This window comes from Vibrio profundi (genome assembly GCF_005281835.1).
GTDB classification, from domain to species: Bacteria; Pseudomonadota; Gammaproteobacteria; order Enterobacterales; family Vibrionaceae; genus Vibrio; species Vibrio profundi.
This window is the reverse complement of the sequence record NZ_RZIS01000007.1, coordinates 49138-67243: the sequence shown is the minus strand read 5'-3', so window position 1 is coordinate 67243 and position 18106 is coordinate 49138. Positions and strand designations below refer to the sequence as shown.

Sequence of the window (18106 nt, the reverse complement as noted above, 5' to 3'; positions counted from 1 at the left end):
ATTGGGTTAGCACTCTATGATGATGAAGCACAATCACCAGATACAAAAAAGCCGCTGATTTCTCAGCGGCTTTTCTAATTCTGTAACCAATAAAGGTTTAGAACAACTCTTCAGCAACCTTAAACAGGTCACCACGACATGGGTTTTCCATGTTCTCGATACAATCAATGATATCGTGGTGTACTAGCTGCTCTTTTTCGATACCAACACAGCGACCACCGTGACCTTCTTGAAGAAGGTGAACTGCGTAGTTACCCATGCGAGATGCAAGAACACGGTCAAATGCAGTTGGACGACCACCACGTTGAATGTGGCCAAGAACCGTTGCGCGAGTCTCACGACCAGTCGCGGCTTCGATCTCTTTCGCAAGTTCGTTCGCATCCATCATCAGCTCAGTCAGAGCAATGATTGCGTGCTTCTTACCTTTCGCGATGCCATCTTGAATGTTCTTGATAAGCTGCTCTTTATCAAGGCCAGTCTCTGGAGTAATGATGTATTCACAACCACCAGCAATTGCAGACATCAGAGTCAAGTCACCACAGTGACGGCCCATGATTTCTACGATAGAAATACGTTGGTGAGAAGAAGAAGTATCACGTAGACGGTCAATGTTATCGATAACAGTGTTCAACGCTGTCAGGAAACCAATTGTGTAATCTGTACCTGCAATATCGTTATCGATAGTGCCTGGAAGACCAATACATGGGTAACCCATTTCTGTCAGTTTTTTCGCACCCATGTAAGAGCCGTCACCACCAACAACCACTAGCGCTTCAATGCCGTGTTCTTTTAGGTTTTCGATACCTTTTTCACGCACTTTCACATCTTTGAATTCAGGGAAACGTGCAGAACCTAAGAAAGTACCACCGCGGTTGATTACATCCGAAACGCTTGAACGATCTAGCTTCTCAATGCGGTTTTCAACTAGGCCAAGGTAACCATCGTAAATACCGTAAACCTCAATGCCAGCCGATAGTGCAGTACGAACTACGCCACGCACAGCAGCGTTCATGCCTGGTGCGTCACCGCCACTTGTCAAAACACCGATCTTCTTAATCATGCTCACCCTCGATTTTTGGGAATCTATTATTGATTTTTTCGTTCTTGCTGATTGTATATCAACAAAACATTAATTCTATATTTTGTGCGCTATGTTACATTTCCTCAACAAGAATGCCACTCAAATCGCACTAATTTCTGTAACTTTTCTACTTATGTAAGAGTATTACAGATTTGCCAGATCACTTTGTTGATTCACATCAGAATCAACAGAACTTGTTACTATCAATCGTTCAAAGCACCAACTTTTCTCTTCGTCCACTCAATGTAGTTCATATTCAGAGGCCTTACCAAGTCCCCTATTTACCTCACCACTGCTCAGACTTTTGCTGCTTTTCTGGTCCAAAGACCACCGAATAAGGATCCTGATGAATTAATACATCAGCTGCAGGGAAAGCCGTTATAAGCTTAGCTTCCACTTCATCAGAAATGCGATGCGCTTCAATTAGTGGGATTTGATCGTCTAGCTCTAAATGCAATTGAATAAAGCGAACGGGACCAGACATTCGAGTGCGTAGCTGATGCACCCCTAATACGCCTTCCACACTCAAAGATTCTTGTTTAATTTGCTCAAGTTCTTCATCTGGAAGCTGCCTATCCAGTAAAGATTGAATCGCTTCCATCGCCATTTGATAAGCGCTGTACAAAATGTAGAACCCGATACCAATAGCAAATACTGGATCCGCCTGCCCTAAGCCAAACCAACTCAGTGCTAACGCCAACATAATCGCGGCATTCATGTACAAATCGGACTGATAATGGAGGGAGTCTGCCGCGATGGCTTGGCTTCCGGTCTTCTTCACAACATGTTGTTGGAATCGTACCAAACCAAAGGTCATCATCATCGCAAATAAGCTGACGTAAATACCGATTTCAGGGGAGTTAAGTTCGTGAGGCCTGAAGAAACGTTCAACACCATTTAAGATAAGGAAGCAGGCAGAGCCCGAAATAAACATAGCTTGAGCCAATGCGGCTAAAGATTCGGCTTTACCATGACCAAAAGTATGTTCTTTATCAGCAGGTTGAAGCGCATAACGCACCACAAGAAGATTCACGACCGATGCAGCAATATCCAATAATGAATCGACCACCGACGCCAATAGACTCACTGATCCAGTGACCCACCAGGCAGCAACTTTCACCACCAGCAAAATCGTCGCGATAGAGGTTGCCGCCCAAGCAGCGAGCGTGACTAAACGTGCGTATTCTTGTTTCATAATTCAACTATTCAAAGCACAGATAGCAAAAGTATAACGTGCAATCTAACACTTGAATATGACAATAAAAAAGCGGCCATTGGCCGCTTTTTGTACGCTATTAGCTCTGCATGAGAGAAGTTCGATTAACTATCGTGCTTCGCGAAGCGCTTTTCCATTTTGTCAGAACACTTTTGCATGCGCTCTTGTTGAAGCTCTTTCAGCTGGTCTTTCTGCTCAGCCGTTAATACGCTCATCATTTGGTGCTGTTTCTTTAACATTGCAACGCGGCGCTCAGCTTGCTTCTCTACCATTTGAGTCGCCAGTTCATTAGCGGCAGCTTCGTCGAACGTGTCCGCAAGTACGAGTTCTTGAACTTTTGCGTGGTTCGCTTGCATCCCAGCAAATTTCTCGCCGTGCTTACCTTTCATTTCATCACGGCTTGCTTCACGCATATCTTTAAGCTGCTGCTTCTGATCTTCAGTTAGGTCTAACTGGCGCATCATGCTTTTATCAAAACCGCCGCATTTACCGCGCATGTCTTTGTGGTCACCTTTACCACCACCAAATGCGTAAGCACTCGCGGTACCAAAAACAAGAGGAAGAGCTGCTGCCGCTAGAACAAGTTTTTTCGTCATTTTCATAATATTTGCCTCGATTCAATATCTGGTGTGGGGTCTATTCGTTCACTATGTGTTGTGGCTGTGTAGTCAGCGCTTGAGTGTAGAATAGGCCGCTGGTCGTAAAGCAACGTTGAGAAATCGTAAAGAATCGTAAAGACTATTATTCGATAGCAAAATCGCAGTAAGATTAAATGGTACACAACGAGGTAAGGTAACCATGGCACATATTCTTCTTATTGATGACGACACTGAACTGACAAGCTTACTAAAAGACATTTTGAGCTTCGAAGGATTCACCATTTCGGAAGCGAACGATGGCTATGCAGGCCTAGAAGCAATCTCTGATGACATCGATCTCATCTTATTAGATGTAATGATGCCGAAGTTGAATGGCATGGAAACCCTCAAAAAGCTCAGAGAAAACTGGCAAACACCCGTGCTGATGCTGACCGCTAAGGGAGAAGAGATCGATCGCGTCATTGGTCTTGAGCTTGGTGCTGACGATTACCTACCGAAACCATTCAGCGACAGAGAACTATTAGCCCGAATCCGCGCCATTTTACGCCGCACTCAAACCACGGGGGCTAAACCCAACAGCGATGTAATCGAGTACCAAGACATCAAAGTGTATCCGGGTAAACAAGAAGCGTATTGCAACGATCAATTGGTCGACCTCACGACCACCGAATTCGCTTTACTCAGCCACCTCATTCAACATCCAGGAACAGTGATCACCAAAGAAAGCTTAAGCCTTGATGTACTAGGTAAGCGCTTGGCTGCGTTTGACCGCGCTATTGACATGCACATTTCCAACCTACGTAAAAAGCTGCCTGAGCGTGAAGATGGCAAGTCACGCATTAAAACGTTGCGTGGCCGCGGCTATTTGTTAATTGAGGAAGACTGATGCGTTTCCCTAAGATCACTAGCTTATACGGGCGCATCTTTTCCATCTTTTGGTTCACCATGTTACTGGTGCTATTGGCGGTATTGTCGCTGCCGCATTTAGATCCACGTAAAGCGCGTGATATTCCGACGGATCATTACGAAAGCCTGATTCAAATGACCAAAAAGGTCGAAAAGCGTTTTAAAGGCGAAGATAACCTTGGGCGAATTTTATTTAAACTAGACGCACCCATGAGCCGTAAAGACATGCGTCCAAGATTTTTTGTCACCGATCTGGAAGGCAATGTCTTAACCACCAAAAAGCACGTAGATTTTAAGCTCAAAGCGATCAAAAACTTCGTGACCACCATAGATACTCCCGCAGAGCCAAAACAAAAGCTCTATGGCCACTATATGATTGCCGGTCCACTGCCAGTAAAACTTGCTCAGCAAGATCTGTTGCTTTACATCGGTGTTAAATGGAATCAGCCTTCGCCTTTCCTACTGCGACTGTTCGATAAACCCTTACAGCTCTTATTGGCCGTGATGCTCGTCAGTACACCTTTACTGCTGTGGTTAGCTTGGGCATTGAGCCAACCCGCACGCAAACTTGAGCGCGCGGCAAAACGTGTGGCCAACGGTGAATTTGAAGTTGATGCTGAACTAGAAAAAGGCACGTCGGAATTTAGGCAAGCGGGAGCAAGCTTCAACCAAATGGTCGAAGCGGTAAACCAAATGATTTCTGGTCAGCAACGATTGCTGTCTGATATTTCGCACGAGCTAAGATCACCACTGACTCGCTTACGCATGGCAAACGCCTTAGCCATACGCAAACAGGGAGAAAGCCAAGAGCACGAACGCATTGATACCGAAGCGCAGCGATTGGAACAAATGATCGGAGAGTTGCTGACATTGTCTCGCATGCAAGTCGATAGCCACCTGACTCGAGAAGTACAACCGCTATCAAGTTTGTGGGAGGAAATCCTCAAAGACGCGCAATTTGAAGCTGAACAAATGGGCAAGCAGTTGACCTTTTCAGCGATTCCAGATCATTCGATTGCAGGTAACCCGAAACTGCTAATGAGTGCGCTCGACAACATTACACGCAACGCCATTTACTACGGTAAAGATCAGGTGGTTGTTAACTTCGCTGTCGAGCAAGATCAACTGACAGTACGAGTAGAAGACAATGGTGATGGCGTACCCGATGATGAATTGGAATCGATTTTCCGCCCCTTCTATCGAGTATCGACCGCTCGCGATCGTCATTCAGGTGGCACAGGGTTAGGACTAGCGATTACTGAAAGTGCGATACGCCAACACAGTGGCTGTATTGTCGCCACTCGCAGCCAACTCGGTGGATTGCAGATAGAAATCACCTTGCCACTACTCCTAGGAAAATAACCTTACAAAGATCACAGTTGATAATGATTGTTATTATCATTATGGTAAGTCCTCTAATTATGGAGGATTTACCATGTCACACTCTTTTCCCGAACTTCCGTACGCTTATGACGCGTTAGAACCTTATATCGACGCGAAAACCATGGAAGTCCACTACAGTAAGCATCATAAAACTTACTACGACAAATTCATGACTGCGATAAATGGCAGCAGCTTAGAAAGTGCTACCCTCCGAGACATTTTTGCCAATATCTCTAGCCATGCTCCGGCCATCAGAAATAATGGGGGTGGTTATTACAACCACGTATTGTATTGGTACTGCATGTCTCCTCATGGAGGCGGTGAACCACAAGGTGCGCTGGGCGATGCCATTCGTGAAACCTTTGGCGGGTTTGATGTATTCAAAGAAGCCTTCTCTCAAGCGGCGGTCAATACGTTTGGCTCAGGCTTTGTATGGCTAATCGTGAAAGATAAACAGCTACACATCACTTCAACCCCCAATCAAGATAACCCACTCATGGACGCTGCAGCCGAGCAAGGTGAGCCGATTCTAGCGTTGGACGTTTGGGAACACGCGTACTACATCAGTTATCAAAACCGCCGCCCTGAATACATTGAAGCATGGTGGAATGTGGTGAACTGGGACGCCGTCGCCGAAAACTACGAAGTCGCGCTCTTCCAAGAATAATCCATCAACACATACACTCGCCAAGAGGTGGCTTGTATTGCAACAATAAGCCGCCTTATACTCTAGCGACTTTTCTTCTATTAATAGTGAATTAGCATGTTTGATATTGCTCTGTATGAACCTGAAATCGCCCCAAACACTGGTAACATTATTCGCTTATGCGCGAATTGCGGTGCAAACCTACATTTAATTGAACCACTGGGTTTTGATTTAGAAGAAAAGAAGGTGCGTCGCGCGGGTCTGGACTACCACGATTTAGCTCGAGTAAAGCGCCATAAGAATTTAGAAGCTTTCATTGAGTACTTAGAAAATGAACGTGAAGGCGATTTTCGAATTTTTGCCTGCACCACCAAAACGACAGGCCACCATGTCGATGCTAAATTCCAGCAAGGTGATGTGCTGATGTTTGGCCCAGAAACTCGAGGCCTGCCTGCAGATTTCATTGAAAGCATGCCAATGGATCAACGTATTCGTATTCCAATGATGCCAGATGCTCGTAGCTTGAACCTATCGAATGCCGTCGCAATTATTGCGTTTGAAGCATGGCGTCAAATGGGGTTTGAAGGCGCGGTATAAACGCCAACGAATCTGCGCTGGTTTTCTCTACACCATCAGACACTCAGCTCGATCAAAAAAGGCTCTAGAACAATCTAGAGCCTTTTTTATTAATTCAGTTTATTTCGGTCATCGTCATCTTTGCGTTCATACTCCCCTTCAAAGGTATTGTTATCCTTCGAATGGTTGAACGGGTCACGATGAAACGGGTCTTGCTCAAATGGGCTTTGTCCAAAGCCAGCTTGAAAACCACCACCCGACATATTCTTCACGACCATTTTTTCCATCAGCTTTTTCGCAATAATCGCGCGCGGTGCCGGTAGTAGCACTAACATACCTAGCGCATCCGTCATAAAGCCTGGAGTTAACAGCAGTACACCCGCTACCGCTAGCATTACGCCTTCAAGAATCTGTTGAGCAGGTAATTCACCTTGCTGTAATCGCCCTTGTACCGACATTAACGTCTGAATACCTTGGCTACGCACTAATGACGCCCCCACAAATGCGGTCACTAATACCAATCCAATCGTCGGCCACAGACCTAAAAATCCACCAACTTGAATAAAGAGTCCGATCTCAATGATAGGAACAAAAATAAAGAGTAATAATAAGATAGGAAACACACGCCCTCCTTTGTTGCCCTCAGTGTACGCGTAAAGGGACTAAGAGCTCAAATTTATCGTGTAAAAATCCATGTTTGAAGCCGAATTTTAACCTTGCAAAATATTGACTTAAGAAAAGTAAAAAAGGTGATCCAGTTACTATTTTTATGCGCTAGGTACAGTATTATGTGCCACATAAGTCAGGACGGATTTATCAGCCAAAAATTCTAGCGAACGGACTCTTAGCGCACAGAAATGGCTAATAATTTACTATATTGTCAGAATAATTCTCTAAGGATCCTGTTATGACTACCCTATCCCAAGCGCCTCAAACCGCAAATCAAGCAACTCGTATCGAAGAAGACCTACTTGGTCAACGTCATGTTCCTGCAGACGCGTACTACGGCATTCACACTTTACGCGCAATTGAGAACTTCAACATTTCTAGCGTAACGATTTCTGACGTACCAGAATTCGTACGTGGCATGGTCATGACAAAGAAAGCGGCGGCCTTAGCAAACAAAGAGTTAGGCGTAATACCTAGCGAAGTCGCGAAATACATCATCCAAGCGTGTGACGTTATCTTAGATACAGGCAAGTGCATGGATCAGTTCCCATCGGATGTTTTCCAAGGTGGTGCCGGTACTTCAGTGAACATGAACGCGAACGAAGTGGTCGCGAACGTTGCACTTGAATTGATGGGTAAAGAAAAAGGTCAGTACGAATTCATTAACCCGAATGACCATGTAAACAAGAGCCAATCAACTAACTGTGCTTACCCGACTGGTTTCCGTATTTCTGTTTACAACAGCGTGCGTAAGCTAATTGATTCTATCGAATACCTAAAAGGCGCATTCGAGCTTAAGAGCCAAGAATTCAACACCATTCTAAAAATGGGCCGTACTCAGCTACAAGACGCTGTGCCAATGACGGTTGGTCAAGAGTTCCATGCTTGGGCAGTAACGTTAAACGAAGAAATCAAAAACCTAGAATACACGTCTAAGCTACTACTTGAAGTGAACATTGGTGCGACGGCAATCGGTACTGGCTTAAACGCAGCAAAAGGCTACCAAGAGCTAGCAGTGAAACACCTAGCTGAAGTCACAGGCCTTGAGTGTGTACCAGCGGAAGATTTGATTGAAGCAACGTCAGACTGTGGCGCTTACGTAATGACGCACGGCGCACTTAAGCGTCTGGCTGTGAAACTGTCTAAGATTTGTAACGACCTACGTCTGCTATCTTCTGGCCCTCGTGCGGGTCTAAACGAACTAAACTTGCCTGAACTGCAAGCGGGTTCTTCAATCATGCCAGCTAAAGTAAACCCGGTGGTACCTGAAGTGGTTAACCAAGTCTGCTTTAAAGTACTAGGTAACGACAACACGGTTTCTTTCGCAGCGGAAGGCGGACAGCTACAGTTGAACGTAATGGAACCAGTGATCGCACAAAGCATGTTTGAATCACTAGATATTCTAACTAACGCGTGTGTGAACCTACGTGACAAGTGTGTTGATGGCATCACAGTAAACAAAGAAGTATGTGAAGCGCACGTATTTAACTCTATCGGCATCGTGACTTACCTAAACCCATACATTGGCCACCACGAAGGTGACATTGTTGGTAAGATTTGTGCGGAAACCGGTAAGAGTGTACGTGAAGTCGTCCTTGAGCGCGGTTTATTAACCGAAGAAGAGCTTGATGACATCTTCTCTGTTGACAACCTCATGAATCCTCAATATAAAGCGAAACGCTACGAATAATCGCAGAAATAGGGCTCCTCTCGGAGCCCTTTTTTCGGCTTGAATACGGTTAACCTTATTTTATTCATGGTTATTTTGCGAACGCTGTTGAGAACAATTATCTGAACATTCAATCCTTGAGTTTTCAGATAATTAAAATCTAAAAAATGAGGTATCACTATGATTGCGGTTGAACTCTTTGTTGTACTGCTCTTTATTTTCTTGGGGGCCAGAATCGGTGGCATCGGAATCGGCTTTGCGGGCGGCGCTGGTGTTATTGCACTTTCACTCATCCTTGGCGTACCGACCAGCCAAGCTTTCATTCCGGTAGACGTAATTTTAATCATCATGTCGGTGATTACTGCCATTGCCGCTATGCAAGTCGCAGGTGGTATGGATTGGTTAGTACAAATTGCTGAGAACTTTCTCCGAAAACACCCTGAACGCATCACCTTCTACGCACCTGTTGTGACTTTCTTAATGACGTTAATGGCGGGTACGGGTCACACAGCATTCTCTACGCTGCCTGTTATTGCAGAAGTAGCAAAAGGCCAAGGTGTACGTCCTTCTCGTCCATTATCGATTGCTGTGGTTGCTTCTCAAATCGCGATTACCGCTTCACCAATTTCTGCTGCTGTCGTCGCGTTTGCGGCAATGCTGGCACCTTTTGGCGTCGATTACTTAACACTATTAGCGGTGTGCATCCCAACCACGTTTATCGCTTGTATGGTGGGAGCTTTTGTTGCGAACTTCATGGGCAGCGATCTTAAAGATGACCCTGTGTATCAGGAACGCCTAGAAAAAGGCTTAATCAAACTGGCGACTGAAAAACAGCGTGAAATTTTGCCTACGGCAAAGAAAGCGACGTTCATTTTCCTCGCTGCGATCGGCTTTGTGGTGTGTTACGCGGCGGCGATTTCTAGCTCGGTTGGCTTAATTGAAAATCCAGCACTCGGTCGTAATGAAGCGATCATGAGCGTGATGCTTGCGGCTGCGGCCGGTATCGTACTGTTCACTAAAATTGATGCATCGAAAATCGCTTCTGCACCAACTTTCCGTTCAGGTATGACGGCATGTGTATGTGTACTAGGTGTGGCATGGCTAGGCTCGACGTTCGTGAACGCTCACGTAGATGCAATCAAAGATGTAGCGGGCGCTCTATTGTCTGACTACCCTTGGATGCTCGCTCTAGTACTCTTTTTTGCGTCTATGCTGCTTTACTCTCAAGGTGCAACGACGGTAGCGCTGATGCCAGCTGCATTAGCAATTGGTGTGGCACCACTTACAGCGGTTGCTTCATTCGCTGCAGTAAGTGCGTTGTTCGTTCTGCCGACTTACCCTACATTACTTGCCGCGGTAGAAATGGATGACACTGGCTCAACACGTATCGGTAATTACGTTTTTAACCACCCGTTCTTTATCCCAGGTGTGGTAACCATCGCGACTGCAGTTGCACTTGGCTTTGGCTTCGGCGGCTTACTTATCTAGCCTTTGAACCTCATCGAAAAAAGGAAGCTTCGGCTTCCTTTTTCTTTATCTATTCGAAGTTTTCTTCAACTTGATGATGTAAATGTGAAACTTATTAAGCGCCTAGCCTGTCTGATTACGTTAAGATACATTCAACTTAATAATGACGAATTTCTCTATGCGCGCTGTCATCTCATTTATCTTTATTGGGCTTTTAACTTTGTCCAACCCTGCTCTTGCTTTGTTTGGCAAGAACGACCAAGGCTTAACCCTAGGCAACAGTAACAATACTTTTGTCCCTGTCGATCAAGCATTTCCATTTAATTTCTATCAGCAGGACAATAAAGTCCTACTCGATTGGCAAGTAAAAGAAGATTACTACCTTTATCAAAGCCGGATGTCTTTTAGCGCAGAAAATGCGGTGGTCGGCGATGTGGTGATGGAAGAAGGTCAGCCTTACCAAGATGAGTTTTTCGGTAAGGTGAACATTTACACTCAGCCACTGTTTGTAGAAGTTCCTCTTTCTGACTATCAAGATGGCGCGAAACTGATTGTGCAATACCAAGGTTGTGCGAAAGCCGGCTTTTGTTATCCGCCAGAAACACGCGTTATAGACTTACAACCGTTTGATACTAATAACGCTTCTGCGACACCTTCGATTCAAACCACCAAGGCACCTGAAAACAAAGATCTTGAAAAGAAAGTTCATGAAAACACAGTTCAGCCTGCTCCTACTCAATCAGCGGCACCTGTCACTCAAGAAACTAACTTAGCGGATAAACTTGGTGACAGTTGGTGGACACCATTCCTATTTTTAGCGCTTGGAGTCGGCTTAGCTTTCACCCCTTGTGTATTGCCTATGTACCCGATCCTGACCGGGATAGTGCTTGGAGGCGGTAAGCTCAACCAACGCCGTGCATTAGGGCTATCGTTCATTTATGTTCAGGGCATGGCGCTCACCTATACCTTACTAGGTTTAGTTGTCGCTTCTGCAGGCATGCAATTTCAAGCGGCCATGCAACACCCCTATGTATTGATCGGCTTGAGCCTACTCTTCGTTGCACTGGCAATGTCAATGTTTGGCCTTTACAGCCTGCAGTTACCTAGTAGTGCGCAAACTTGGCTAAACAATCTCTCGAATAAACAAAAAGGCGGCAATGGTGCTGGCGTATTTGCGATGGGCGCAATCTCAGGTTTGGTATGTTCACCTTGTACCACAGCCCCATTATCTGGCGCGCTATTGTACGTCGCTCAAAGCGGCGACTTAGTAACGGGCGGTATTGCGCTTTACGCCCTAGCGATGGGAATGGGGATTCCACTTATCTTAGTGGCGGTCTTTGGTAATAAACTTCTGCCAAAAGCAGGCAGCTGGATGGATAAAGTCAAAATCGTCTTCGGTTTCATTCTATTGGCAGCACCGATCTTCTTACTTGAGCGGATCTTGCCAGAACTTTGGTCTACCGCTTTATGGTCCCTGCTTGGCTTCATCGCATTTGGCTGGCTTTACCACAGTAAGAACGCATTGCCATTTGGCGGCTGGAAGCAGAGCGCGGTTGGTATTATCGCGATGCTAGGGTTATTTGCTTCTGCTCAACCGGCACTAAATTACTGGTTTACAAGTCAAGCTCAGCAAACTGTTCAGCAACAAGTGCAGTTTACTCGTGTGAACAATGTGCAAGAACTCGAAGAGCAGCTCGCGCTAGCACAGAAGCTTGGCAAACCTGTGATGTTAGATTTCTATGCTGACTGGTGCGTTGCGTGTAAAGAGTTTGAAAAATACACTTTCCATCAAGCCGATGTTGAAGCCAAGCTGCAAGGTTTTGTCCTGCTACAAGCGGATGTCACACGTAACCAACCTCAAGATATCGAGCTTCTTTCCCAGCTCAAAGTCCTTGGCTTACCAACGATCGAATTCTGGGATGGAGAAGGCAACCACATTCCAAGTGCTCGGGTCACTGGCTTTATGAATGCCGAGAAATTCTTAGCCCACATTAATGGCCACCAGCTCTAATAAAAACGCCGCACGACATTGTGCGGCTTTTTTATGACACTAATGAAAGCCACCTCGTGACATCCTATCAAAAGTCGATTGAGTTCAGACTTTTAGTGCTTAGAGATTGTTCAGATACGCAATCGAGACAATAATAAATGGAATTTAATTGCTAGAAGTGTATACCGTCATGGATTCGACCTACACCATCATCATTGCCGATGATCACCCTCTTTTTCGCAACGCATTGTTCCAGTCTGTGCACATGGCGATCAGCGGGGCCAACTTACTCGAAGCAGACTCGCTTGATGCCCTTCTGAGCTTATTAAAAAAAGAAGATGAGCCGGATCTATTACTATTGGATCTTAAAATGCCTGGCGCGAATGGTATGTCAGGTTTGATTCAATTAAGAGCCGAATATCCCGATCTCCCTATTGTTGTGATCTCTGCTAGCGAAGATGCCAGCGTAGTCACACAAGTGAAAAGCCATGGCGCATTTGGTTTCATCCCGAAATCCAGTGACATGCGTGAATTGGTCAGCGCTTTAAACCAAGTGTTAGATGGCGACCCTTTCTTCCCAGAGGGCTTGATTACGAACAGCGCCGCCTGCACCGACTTAGCGGAAAAAATAGCGACCTTGACGCCGCAACAATATAAAGTACTCGGCATGCTCTCTGATGGCCTACTCAATAAACAAATCGCTTACGAACTCAATGTATCGGAAGCAACCATCAAAGCACATATGACAGCGATCTTCCGAAAACTGGATGTCAAAAATCGCACTCAAGCGGTTATCTTGCTGCAACAAATGGAACCTGAAAGCTAATTATTTTAAGTCTTCACACAGCAATGACTTAAAAAGAATAGCAAACGCTATAATACAAAGGCTGCCAACAGGCGGCCTTTAATCCCTCTGTAACCAACTCTGGGAGGCAAAACTTTTGCTTAGCATCATCATTACTCAATTCGTTGTTCTGTGGGCCGTGATTGACCCTATCGGCTCGGTACCGGTTTATCTTTCTCAAACGCAGCGCTTAACTCCAAAACAAAGACGCTTGGTCGCATTAAAAGCAGTCGCAATTTCAGCTGGTGTCTTACTCTTTTTTCTTGTAGCAGGCCAACTACTGCTAGAAGCCATGCAAATACCTTTACCCGCATTCCAAGCAGCCGGTGGGTTGGTCTTATTGTTGTTTGCATTAACCATGATTTTTGGTGAGAGCAAACCAGAACAAGAGCAAAAACTCTCTGAAGAAGTGAGCCATTCCCAATTGGCCGATTTAGCGGTTTACCCACTTGCTATCCCTTCGATAGCGTCACCGGGCGCAATGATGGCTATTGTTATGCTGACAGACAACCATCGTTACTCGTTGGTTGACCAAAGCATTACCGCAGGCGTGATGCTGGCAGTACTGATCATTACGTTATTATTACTTCTAGGCGCAACAACCATTCAGAAGGTGATTGGAAATGTCGGCGCAGCCATCATTAGCCGTGTCATGGGGCTCATACTTGCGGCAGTAGCGGTCAACAATTTGCTGCTCGGCATCAAAGACTTTTACCTATAATCGAACCGCCCAAGTCATTTCATATTTGCTTGGGCGTTTAACCCTTTCTCATCAAGCTAAGCACCATCCCCCTTCCCTACGACCTCTCGGTTTAAAACGACTTTTTACTCAAAGTCGTATAAGAATCACTGCATCACCTTAGACCTTTGGCTAATTTAACAACATATTAACATCACACTTTACATTCATATTTTATATAAATGCCCATTCCACGGACATTTTCCGATTTTTTTGCCCCGACTAAAGTTGCACAGATCCCTTGACTTATCCTTGCTACATTTCAAATCGTAACATTACGTTAACACAACATCTTTCTACGGAATGAAATAAAGGAGAAGGCCATGGCGTTCGAATCTACAGAACATGCTCAAGCCTACTGGAAGGAAAACTTGGGAATAATGGGAACACTGCTAGCCGTTTGGTTTGTTGTTTCTTACGGCGCAGGCATCTTATTCGTTGATGCCCTCAATACCATTCAATTTGGTGGCTTTAAGCTAGGATTTTGGTTCGCACAGCAAGGTTCGATCTACACCTTCGTCGCCCTAATCTTTGTTTACGTGTCTCGCATGAACAAGCTAGACAAAAAATACAACGTACAGGAAGACTAGAGGTTTAGAACATGGATATTCAAACTTGGACGTTTATTCTCGTCGGTATTACATTCGCACTGTATATCGGCATTGCAATTTGGGCTCGCGCGGGCTCAACCAGTGAATTCTACGTAGCAGGCGGTGGTGTACACCCTGTTGCGAATGGTATGGCAACAGCCGCTGACTGGATGTCGGCAGCGTCGTTCATTTCTATGGCGGGTATTATTTCATTCGTAGGTTACGACGGCGCCGTTTACCTAATGGGTTGGACAGGTGGTTACGTACTGCTTGCGCTATGTTTAGCACCTTACCTACGTAAGTTCGGGCAGTTTACAGTTCCTGATTTCATCGGTGAACGTTACTACTCAAAAACAGCACGTATGGTAGCGGTATTCTGTGCAATCTTCGTATCATTCACGTACGTTGCAGGCCAAATGCGTGGTGTTGGTGTTGTATTCTCTCGTTTCTTAGAGGTCGACATTAACCTAGGTATCATCATTGGTATGGGTATTGTGTTCTTCTACGCAGTGCTTGGTGGCATGAAAGGCATCACTTATACGCAGGTAGCTCAATTCTGTGTCCTCATTTTCGCCTTCCTTGTACCAGCAATCTTTACATCAATCATGATGACAGGTAACCCGCTTCCACAAGTTGGTATGGGTTCAACTATCTCGGGAACTGATGTTTACCTATTAGACAAACTGGACGGACTAACCGAAGAACTCGGGTTCACCGCCTATACCGAAGGTAACAAGAGCATGGTGGATGTATTCTTCATCTGTGCAGCTCTAATGGTAGGTACTGCCGGTCTTCCACACGTAATCATTCGTTTCTTCACGGTACCTCGTGTACGTGATGCTCGTATCTCTGCAGGTTGGGCACTACTGTTCATCTCTTTGCTATACACAACAGCACCAGGTGTTGCAGCATTCGCTCGTGTAAACATGATCGAAACTATCAATGGTCCTGACATGCAAGGTGTACCAGCAGCAGAAGCACCAAGCTGGTATAAAAACTGGGAAAGCACTGGCCTAGTAGGTTGGGATGATAAGAACGGCGATGGCAAGATGTTCTACTCGGGCGATGAGCGCAACGAGATGAAGATTAACCGTGACATCATCGTACTGGCTTCTCCAGAACTGGCGAAACTACCAAACTGGGTTGTAGCACTATTAGCAGCCGGTGGCCTAGCAGCCGCTCTATCAACAGCCGCAGGTCTACTGCTAGTAATCTCAACGTCGATTTCACATGACTTGTTGAAGAAAGGCTTCAGACCAAACATGACCGACAAACAAGAACTGTTAGCCGCACGTTTGGCAGCAATGGTCGCGATTATCGGTGCAGGTTACTTGGGTATTAACCCACCAGGCTTTGTAGCGCAGGTAGTTGCCTTTGCGTTCGGCTTAGCTGCAGCGTCCTTCTTCCCAGCAATCATCCTAGGTATCTTCTACAAGAAGATGAACAAAGAAGGTGCGATTGCAGGTATGTTGGCAGGTATCGTGTTCACAGCAACTTACATCATTTACTTCAAGTTCGTGAACCCAGCCGCAAGTACACCTGAGAACTGGTGGTTTGGTATCAGCCCAGAAGGCATCGGTACACTAGGTATGTGTCTAAACTTTGTAGTGTCTATCGCAGTTAACAAAGTAACAGCTGAAGTTCCTGAAGATGTACAAGAAATGGTTGAGTCAATTCGATACCCTAAAGGTGCTGGCGAAGCGCACGATCACTAAACCGATCGGTAACCAAGCCACATCATACTGCTCAAAAATTCAGTTTAGATTGTAGGGGTTTAAACTGAAACCAAGCTCAAAAGCCGATGCCCAATGCATCGGCTTTTTCTTTTCTAAAAAGAGGTTGTTTTTAAAAATCCAATTGATAATAATTATCATTACATTATCGAGAGGTTTTTATGGAAGAACAACAAATTCTCTATTCAATGTTTTACAAAGCGCAAGATCGTTTTACTCAGCCTATAACACCTGTGGGTTTTGAACCCGATATTATTCAGGAGTACATTCACTGGGGGTTAACGCTCGCATCCTATTATGAGAAGCATGCCGAGCACGAAAACCTATTGTTATGCGAACTTTTCCTGCGCCAAGTCTTCTTCCATTTAATTGATGCTATTGAGTCTCCTCATCACAGCCTGGCTTTCCGCCAAATGTGCCTCGATTCAATCCACTCACCGCTATTCAGTTTGAAACGCCATTACTGCCAGCAAATCGACGGCGATCAACGATACTTAACTCTACAAACCACATTAAAACAAGTCCAAGCACCACTTGGCTAACAAGGATAGAACATGACCCAAGAATACCGAATTGAAAAAGACAGCATGGGGGAAGTGAAAGTTCCCGCTAATGCGCTTTACCAAGCTCAAACCCAACGTGCAGTCGACAATTTCGCGTTTAGCAATCACACCATGCCACACAGCTTCATCCAAGCACTGGCTTATGTGAAACAAGCCGCTGCCGCCACCAATGCTGAGCTCGGGTTACTAGAAGGCGATATCGCAGGCGCAATCATCGACGCCAGCCAAGAAATCATTGATGGCGAGCATTTAGAGCACTTTCCCATTGATGTCTACCAAACCGGTTCAGGTACAAGTTCAAATATGAACGCCAATGAAGTGATTGCCACTCTGGCCTCTTTACAACTTGGCGGACAAGTGAACCCAAATGACCACGTTAACATGGGTCAAAGCAGTAACGATGTCGTGCCCACTGCCATCCAGGTAAGTGTCGCCTTAACCATCGAGAAGCAGTTGCTTCCTGCGCTTACTCATTTATCTGCCGCCTTAGCAAACAAACAGCAAGAGCTAGCCGATGTAGTGAAAACAGGCCGTACACATTTGATGGATGCGATGCCAGTCACCTTCGCGCAAGAGCTTGGCGGTTGGCAGTTCCAAGTTGAACATGCTAAGCAAGGTATTGAAGGTAGCCTGAAGTCTGTCAAAGCGCTCGCTCAAGGTGGCACAGCGGTAGGAACAGGGATCAACGCCGATCCACGTTTTACTGCTAAATTTGCCGATAGCTTGTCGCAAGCCACCAAACTTAGCTTCACAGCCAGTGAAAATTTCTTCTTTAATCTAAGCAGCCAAGATGCGATCGTCGCCCTATCCGGCCAACTTAAAACTACCGCGGTAGCGATCATGAAGATCGCCAACGATCTTCGCTGGATGAACTCAGGCCCATTAGCTGGCTTAGGTGAAATTGAACTGCAAGCGCTTCAACCAGGTTCATCCATCATGCCGGGTAAAGTAAACCCAGTGATCCCGGAAGCAGCCGCTATGGCCGCTGCGCAAGTGATTGGTAATGACGCCACAATCACAGTCGCCGGTCAATCGGGCAACTTCCAGCTCAACGTGATGCTGCCAGTCATTGCCCACAACGTACTAGAAAGTATTCAATTATTAGCGAACAGCTCTACTGCCTTGGCAGACAAAGCCATCACCACCTTTAAAGTCCGTCAAGATAATCTAGATCTCGCTTTGTCTAAGAACCCGATCTTAGTGACTGCACTTAATCCCGTGATTGGTTATTTAAAAGCGGCGGATATCGCCAAGAAAGCCTATAAAGAAGGTCGACCAATTCTCGATGTAGCAGAGCAAGAAACCGATCTAAACCGTGACGAATTAGCCCGTTTACTCGATCCTGCAAAACTCACGCAAGGCGGCATCGCTGACTAAGTTCAAAAGAACAAAGGCCTCGTATGAGGCCTTTAAATTTTCGATAACAGCAGCGTAT

The 18106-nt window shown here is 45.6% G+C and carries 17 protein-coding genes; 13 read left to right on the top strand and 4 right to left on the bottom strand.

The window, feature by feature from the left end:
* Positions 1-97 precede the first annotated feature (97 nt).
* The 3 genes from pfkA to ELZ11_RS16595 all read right to left on the bottom strand — a co-directional run bounded on the left by pfkA (position 98) and on the right by ELZ11_RS16595 (position 2899).
* Entirely contained in the window at positions 98-1060 is a 963-nt protein-coding gene (pfkA, locus tag ELZ11_RS16605) for a 6-phosphofructokinase (RefSeq protein ID WP_137358531.1), read from the bottom strand.
* A 307-nt stretch (positions 1061-1367) separates the two neighbouring features.
* Positions 1368-2276, bottom strand: coding sequence for a CDF family cation-efflux transporter FieF (gene fieF / locus ELZ11_RS16600; RefSeq protein WP_137358530.1), 909 nt, complete (start codon positions 2274-2276; stop codon positions 1368-1370).
* A 125-nt stretch (positions 2277-2401) separates the two neighbouring features.
* On the bottom strand, positions 2402-2899 hold the full coding sequence (locus ELZ11_RS16595) for a CpxP family protein (protein WP_137358529.1): 498 nt from the start codon (positions 2897-2899) through the stop codon (positions 2402-2404).
* Between the two features lie 196 nt (positions 2900-3095).
* Between ELZ11_RS16595 and ELZ11_RS16590 the strand changes: the two genes are divergently transcribed.
* From ELZ11_RS16590 to trmL, 4 genes are all read left to right on the top strand, one after another.
* A complete protein-coding gene (locus ELZ11_RS16590; protein ID WP_137358528.1) occupies positions 3096-3782 on the top strand; it encodes a response regulator in 687 nt (228 codons plus the stop codon).
* On the top strand, positions 3782-5164 hold the full coding sequence (gene cpxA / locus ELZ11_RS16585; RefSeq protein ID WP_137358527.1) for an envelope stress sensor histidine kinase CpxA: 1383 nt from the start codon (positions 3782-3784) through the stop codon (positions 5162-5164). The genes ELZ11_RS16590 and cpxA overlap by 1 nt, the downstream gene beginning before the upstream one ends.
* Positions 5165-5237: 73 nt before the next feature.
* Entirely contained in the window at positions 5238-5852 is a 615-nt protein-coding gene (locus tag ELZ11_RS16580; protein WP_137358526.1) for a superoxide dismutase, read from the top strand.
* Positions 5853-5948: 96 nt separating this feature from the next.
* Positions 5949-6428: a tRNA (uridine(34)/cytosine(34)/5-carboxymethylaminomethyluridine(34)-2'-O)-methyltransferase TrmL gene (trmL, locus tag ELZ11_RS16575; protein WP_137358525.1), complete on the top strand. Its 480-nt coding sequence runs from the start codon at positions 5949-5951 to the stop codon at positions 6426-6428.
* 89 nt (positions 6429-6517) lie between these two features.
* On the opposite strand, the gene ELZ11_RS16570 is transcribed toward trmL, so the two are convergent.
* Positions 6518-7030 (bottom strand): FxsA family protein, encoded by a 513-nt coding sequence (locus ELZ11_RS16570; RefSeq protein WP_137358524.1) that lies wholly within the window; start codon positions 7028-7030, stop codon positions 6518-6520.
* A 284-nt stretch (positions 7031-7314) separates the two neighbouring features.
* Between ELZ11_RS16570 and aspA the strand changes: the two genes are divergently transcribed.
* The 9 genes from aspA (at position 7315) to ELZ11_RS16525 (ending at position 18048) form a co-directional block, all read left to right on the top strand.
* Positions 7315-8766 carry an aspartate ammonia-lyase gene (aspA, locus tag ELZ11_RS16565; protein ID WP_137358523.1) on the top strand — a complete coding sequence of 484 codons (1452 nt, stop codon included), beginning with the start codon at positions 7315-7317 and terminating at the stop codon, positions 8764-8766.
* A gap of 159 nt (positions 8767-8925) precedes the next feature.
* Complete coding sequence (locus tag ELZ11_RS16560) at positions 8926-10233, top strand: anaerobic C4-dicarboxylate transporter (RefSeq protein WP_137358522.1); 1308 nt, start codon at positions 8926-8928, stop codon at positions 10231-10233.
* Positions 10234-10375: 142 nt separating this feature from the next.
* Positions 10376-12223, top strand: a complete 1848-nt coding sequence (locus tag ELZ11_RS16555; RefSeq protein WP_374939836.1) for a protein-disulfide reductase DsbD — start codon at positions 10376-10378, stop codon at positions 12221-12223.
* Between the two features lie 169 nt (positions 12224-12392).
* Positions 12393-13028, top strand: coding sequence for a response regulator transcription factor (locus tag ELZ11_RS16550; protein ID WP_137358694.1), 636 nt, complete (start codon positions 12393-12395; stop codon positions 13026-13028).
* Positions 13029-13143: 115 nt separating this feature from the next.
* Positions 13144-13767, top strand: a complete 624-nt coding sequence (locus ELZ11_RS16545) for a MarC family protein (RefSeq protein WP_137358520.1) — start codon at positions 13144-13146, stop codon at positions 13765-13767.
* 341 nt (positions 13768-14108) lie between these two features.
* Complete coding sequence (locus ELZ11_RS16540) at positions 14109-14375, top strand: DUF4212 domain-containing protein (RefSeq protein ID WP_137358519.1); 267 nt, start codon at positions 14109-14111, stop codon at positions 14373-14375.
* 11 nt (positions 14376-14386) lie between these two features.
* On the top strand, positions 14387-16090 hold the full coding sequence (locus tag ELZ11_RS16535; protein ID WP_137358518.1) for a sodium:solute symporter family protein: 1704 nt from the start codon (positions 14387-14389) through the stop codon (positions 16088-16090).
* Between the two features lie 179 nt (positions 16091-16269).
* A complete protein-coding gene (locus tag ELZ11_RS16530) occupies positions 16270-16650 on the top strand; it encodes a hypothetical protein (RefSeq protein ID WP_137358517.1) in 381 nt (126 codons plus the stop codon).
* 12 nt (positions 16651-16662) lie between these two features.
* On the top strand, positions 16663-18048 hold the full coding sequence (locus ELZ11_RS16525; RefSeq protein ID WP_137358516.1) for a class II fumarate hydratase: 1386 nt from the start codon (positions 16663-16665) through the stop codon (positions 18046-18048).
* Positions 18049-18106: the final 58 nt, after the last annotated feature.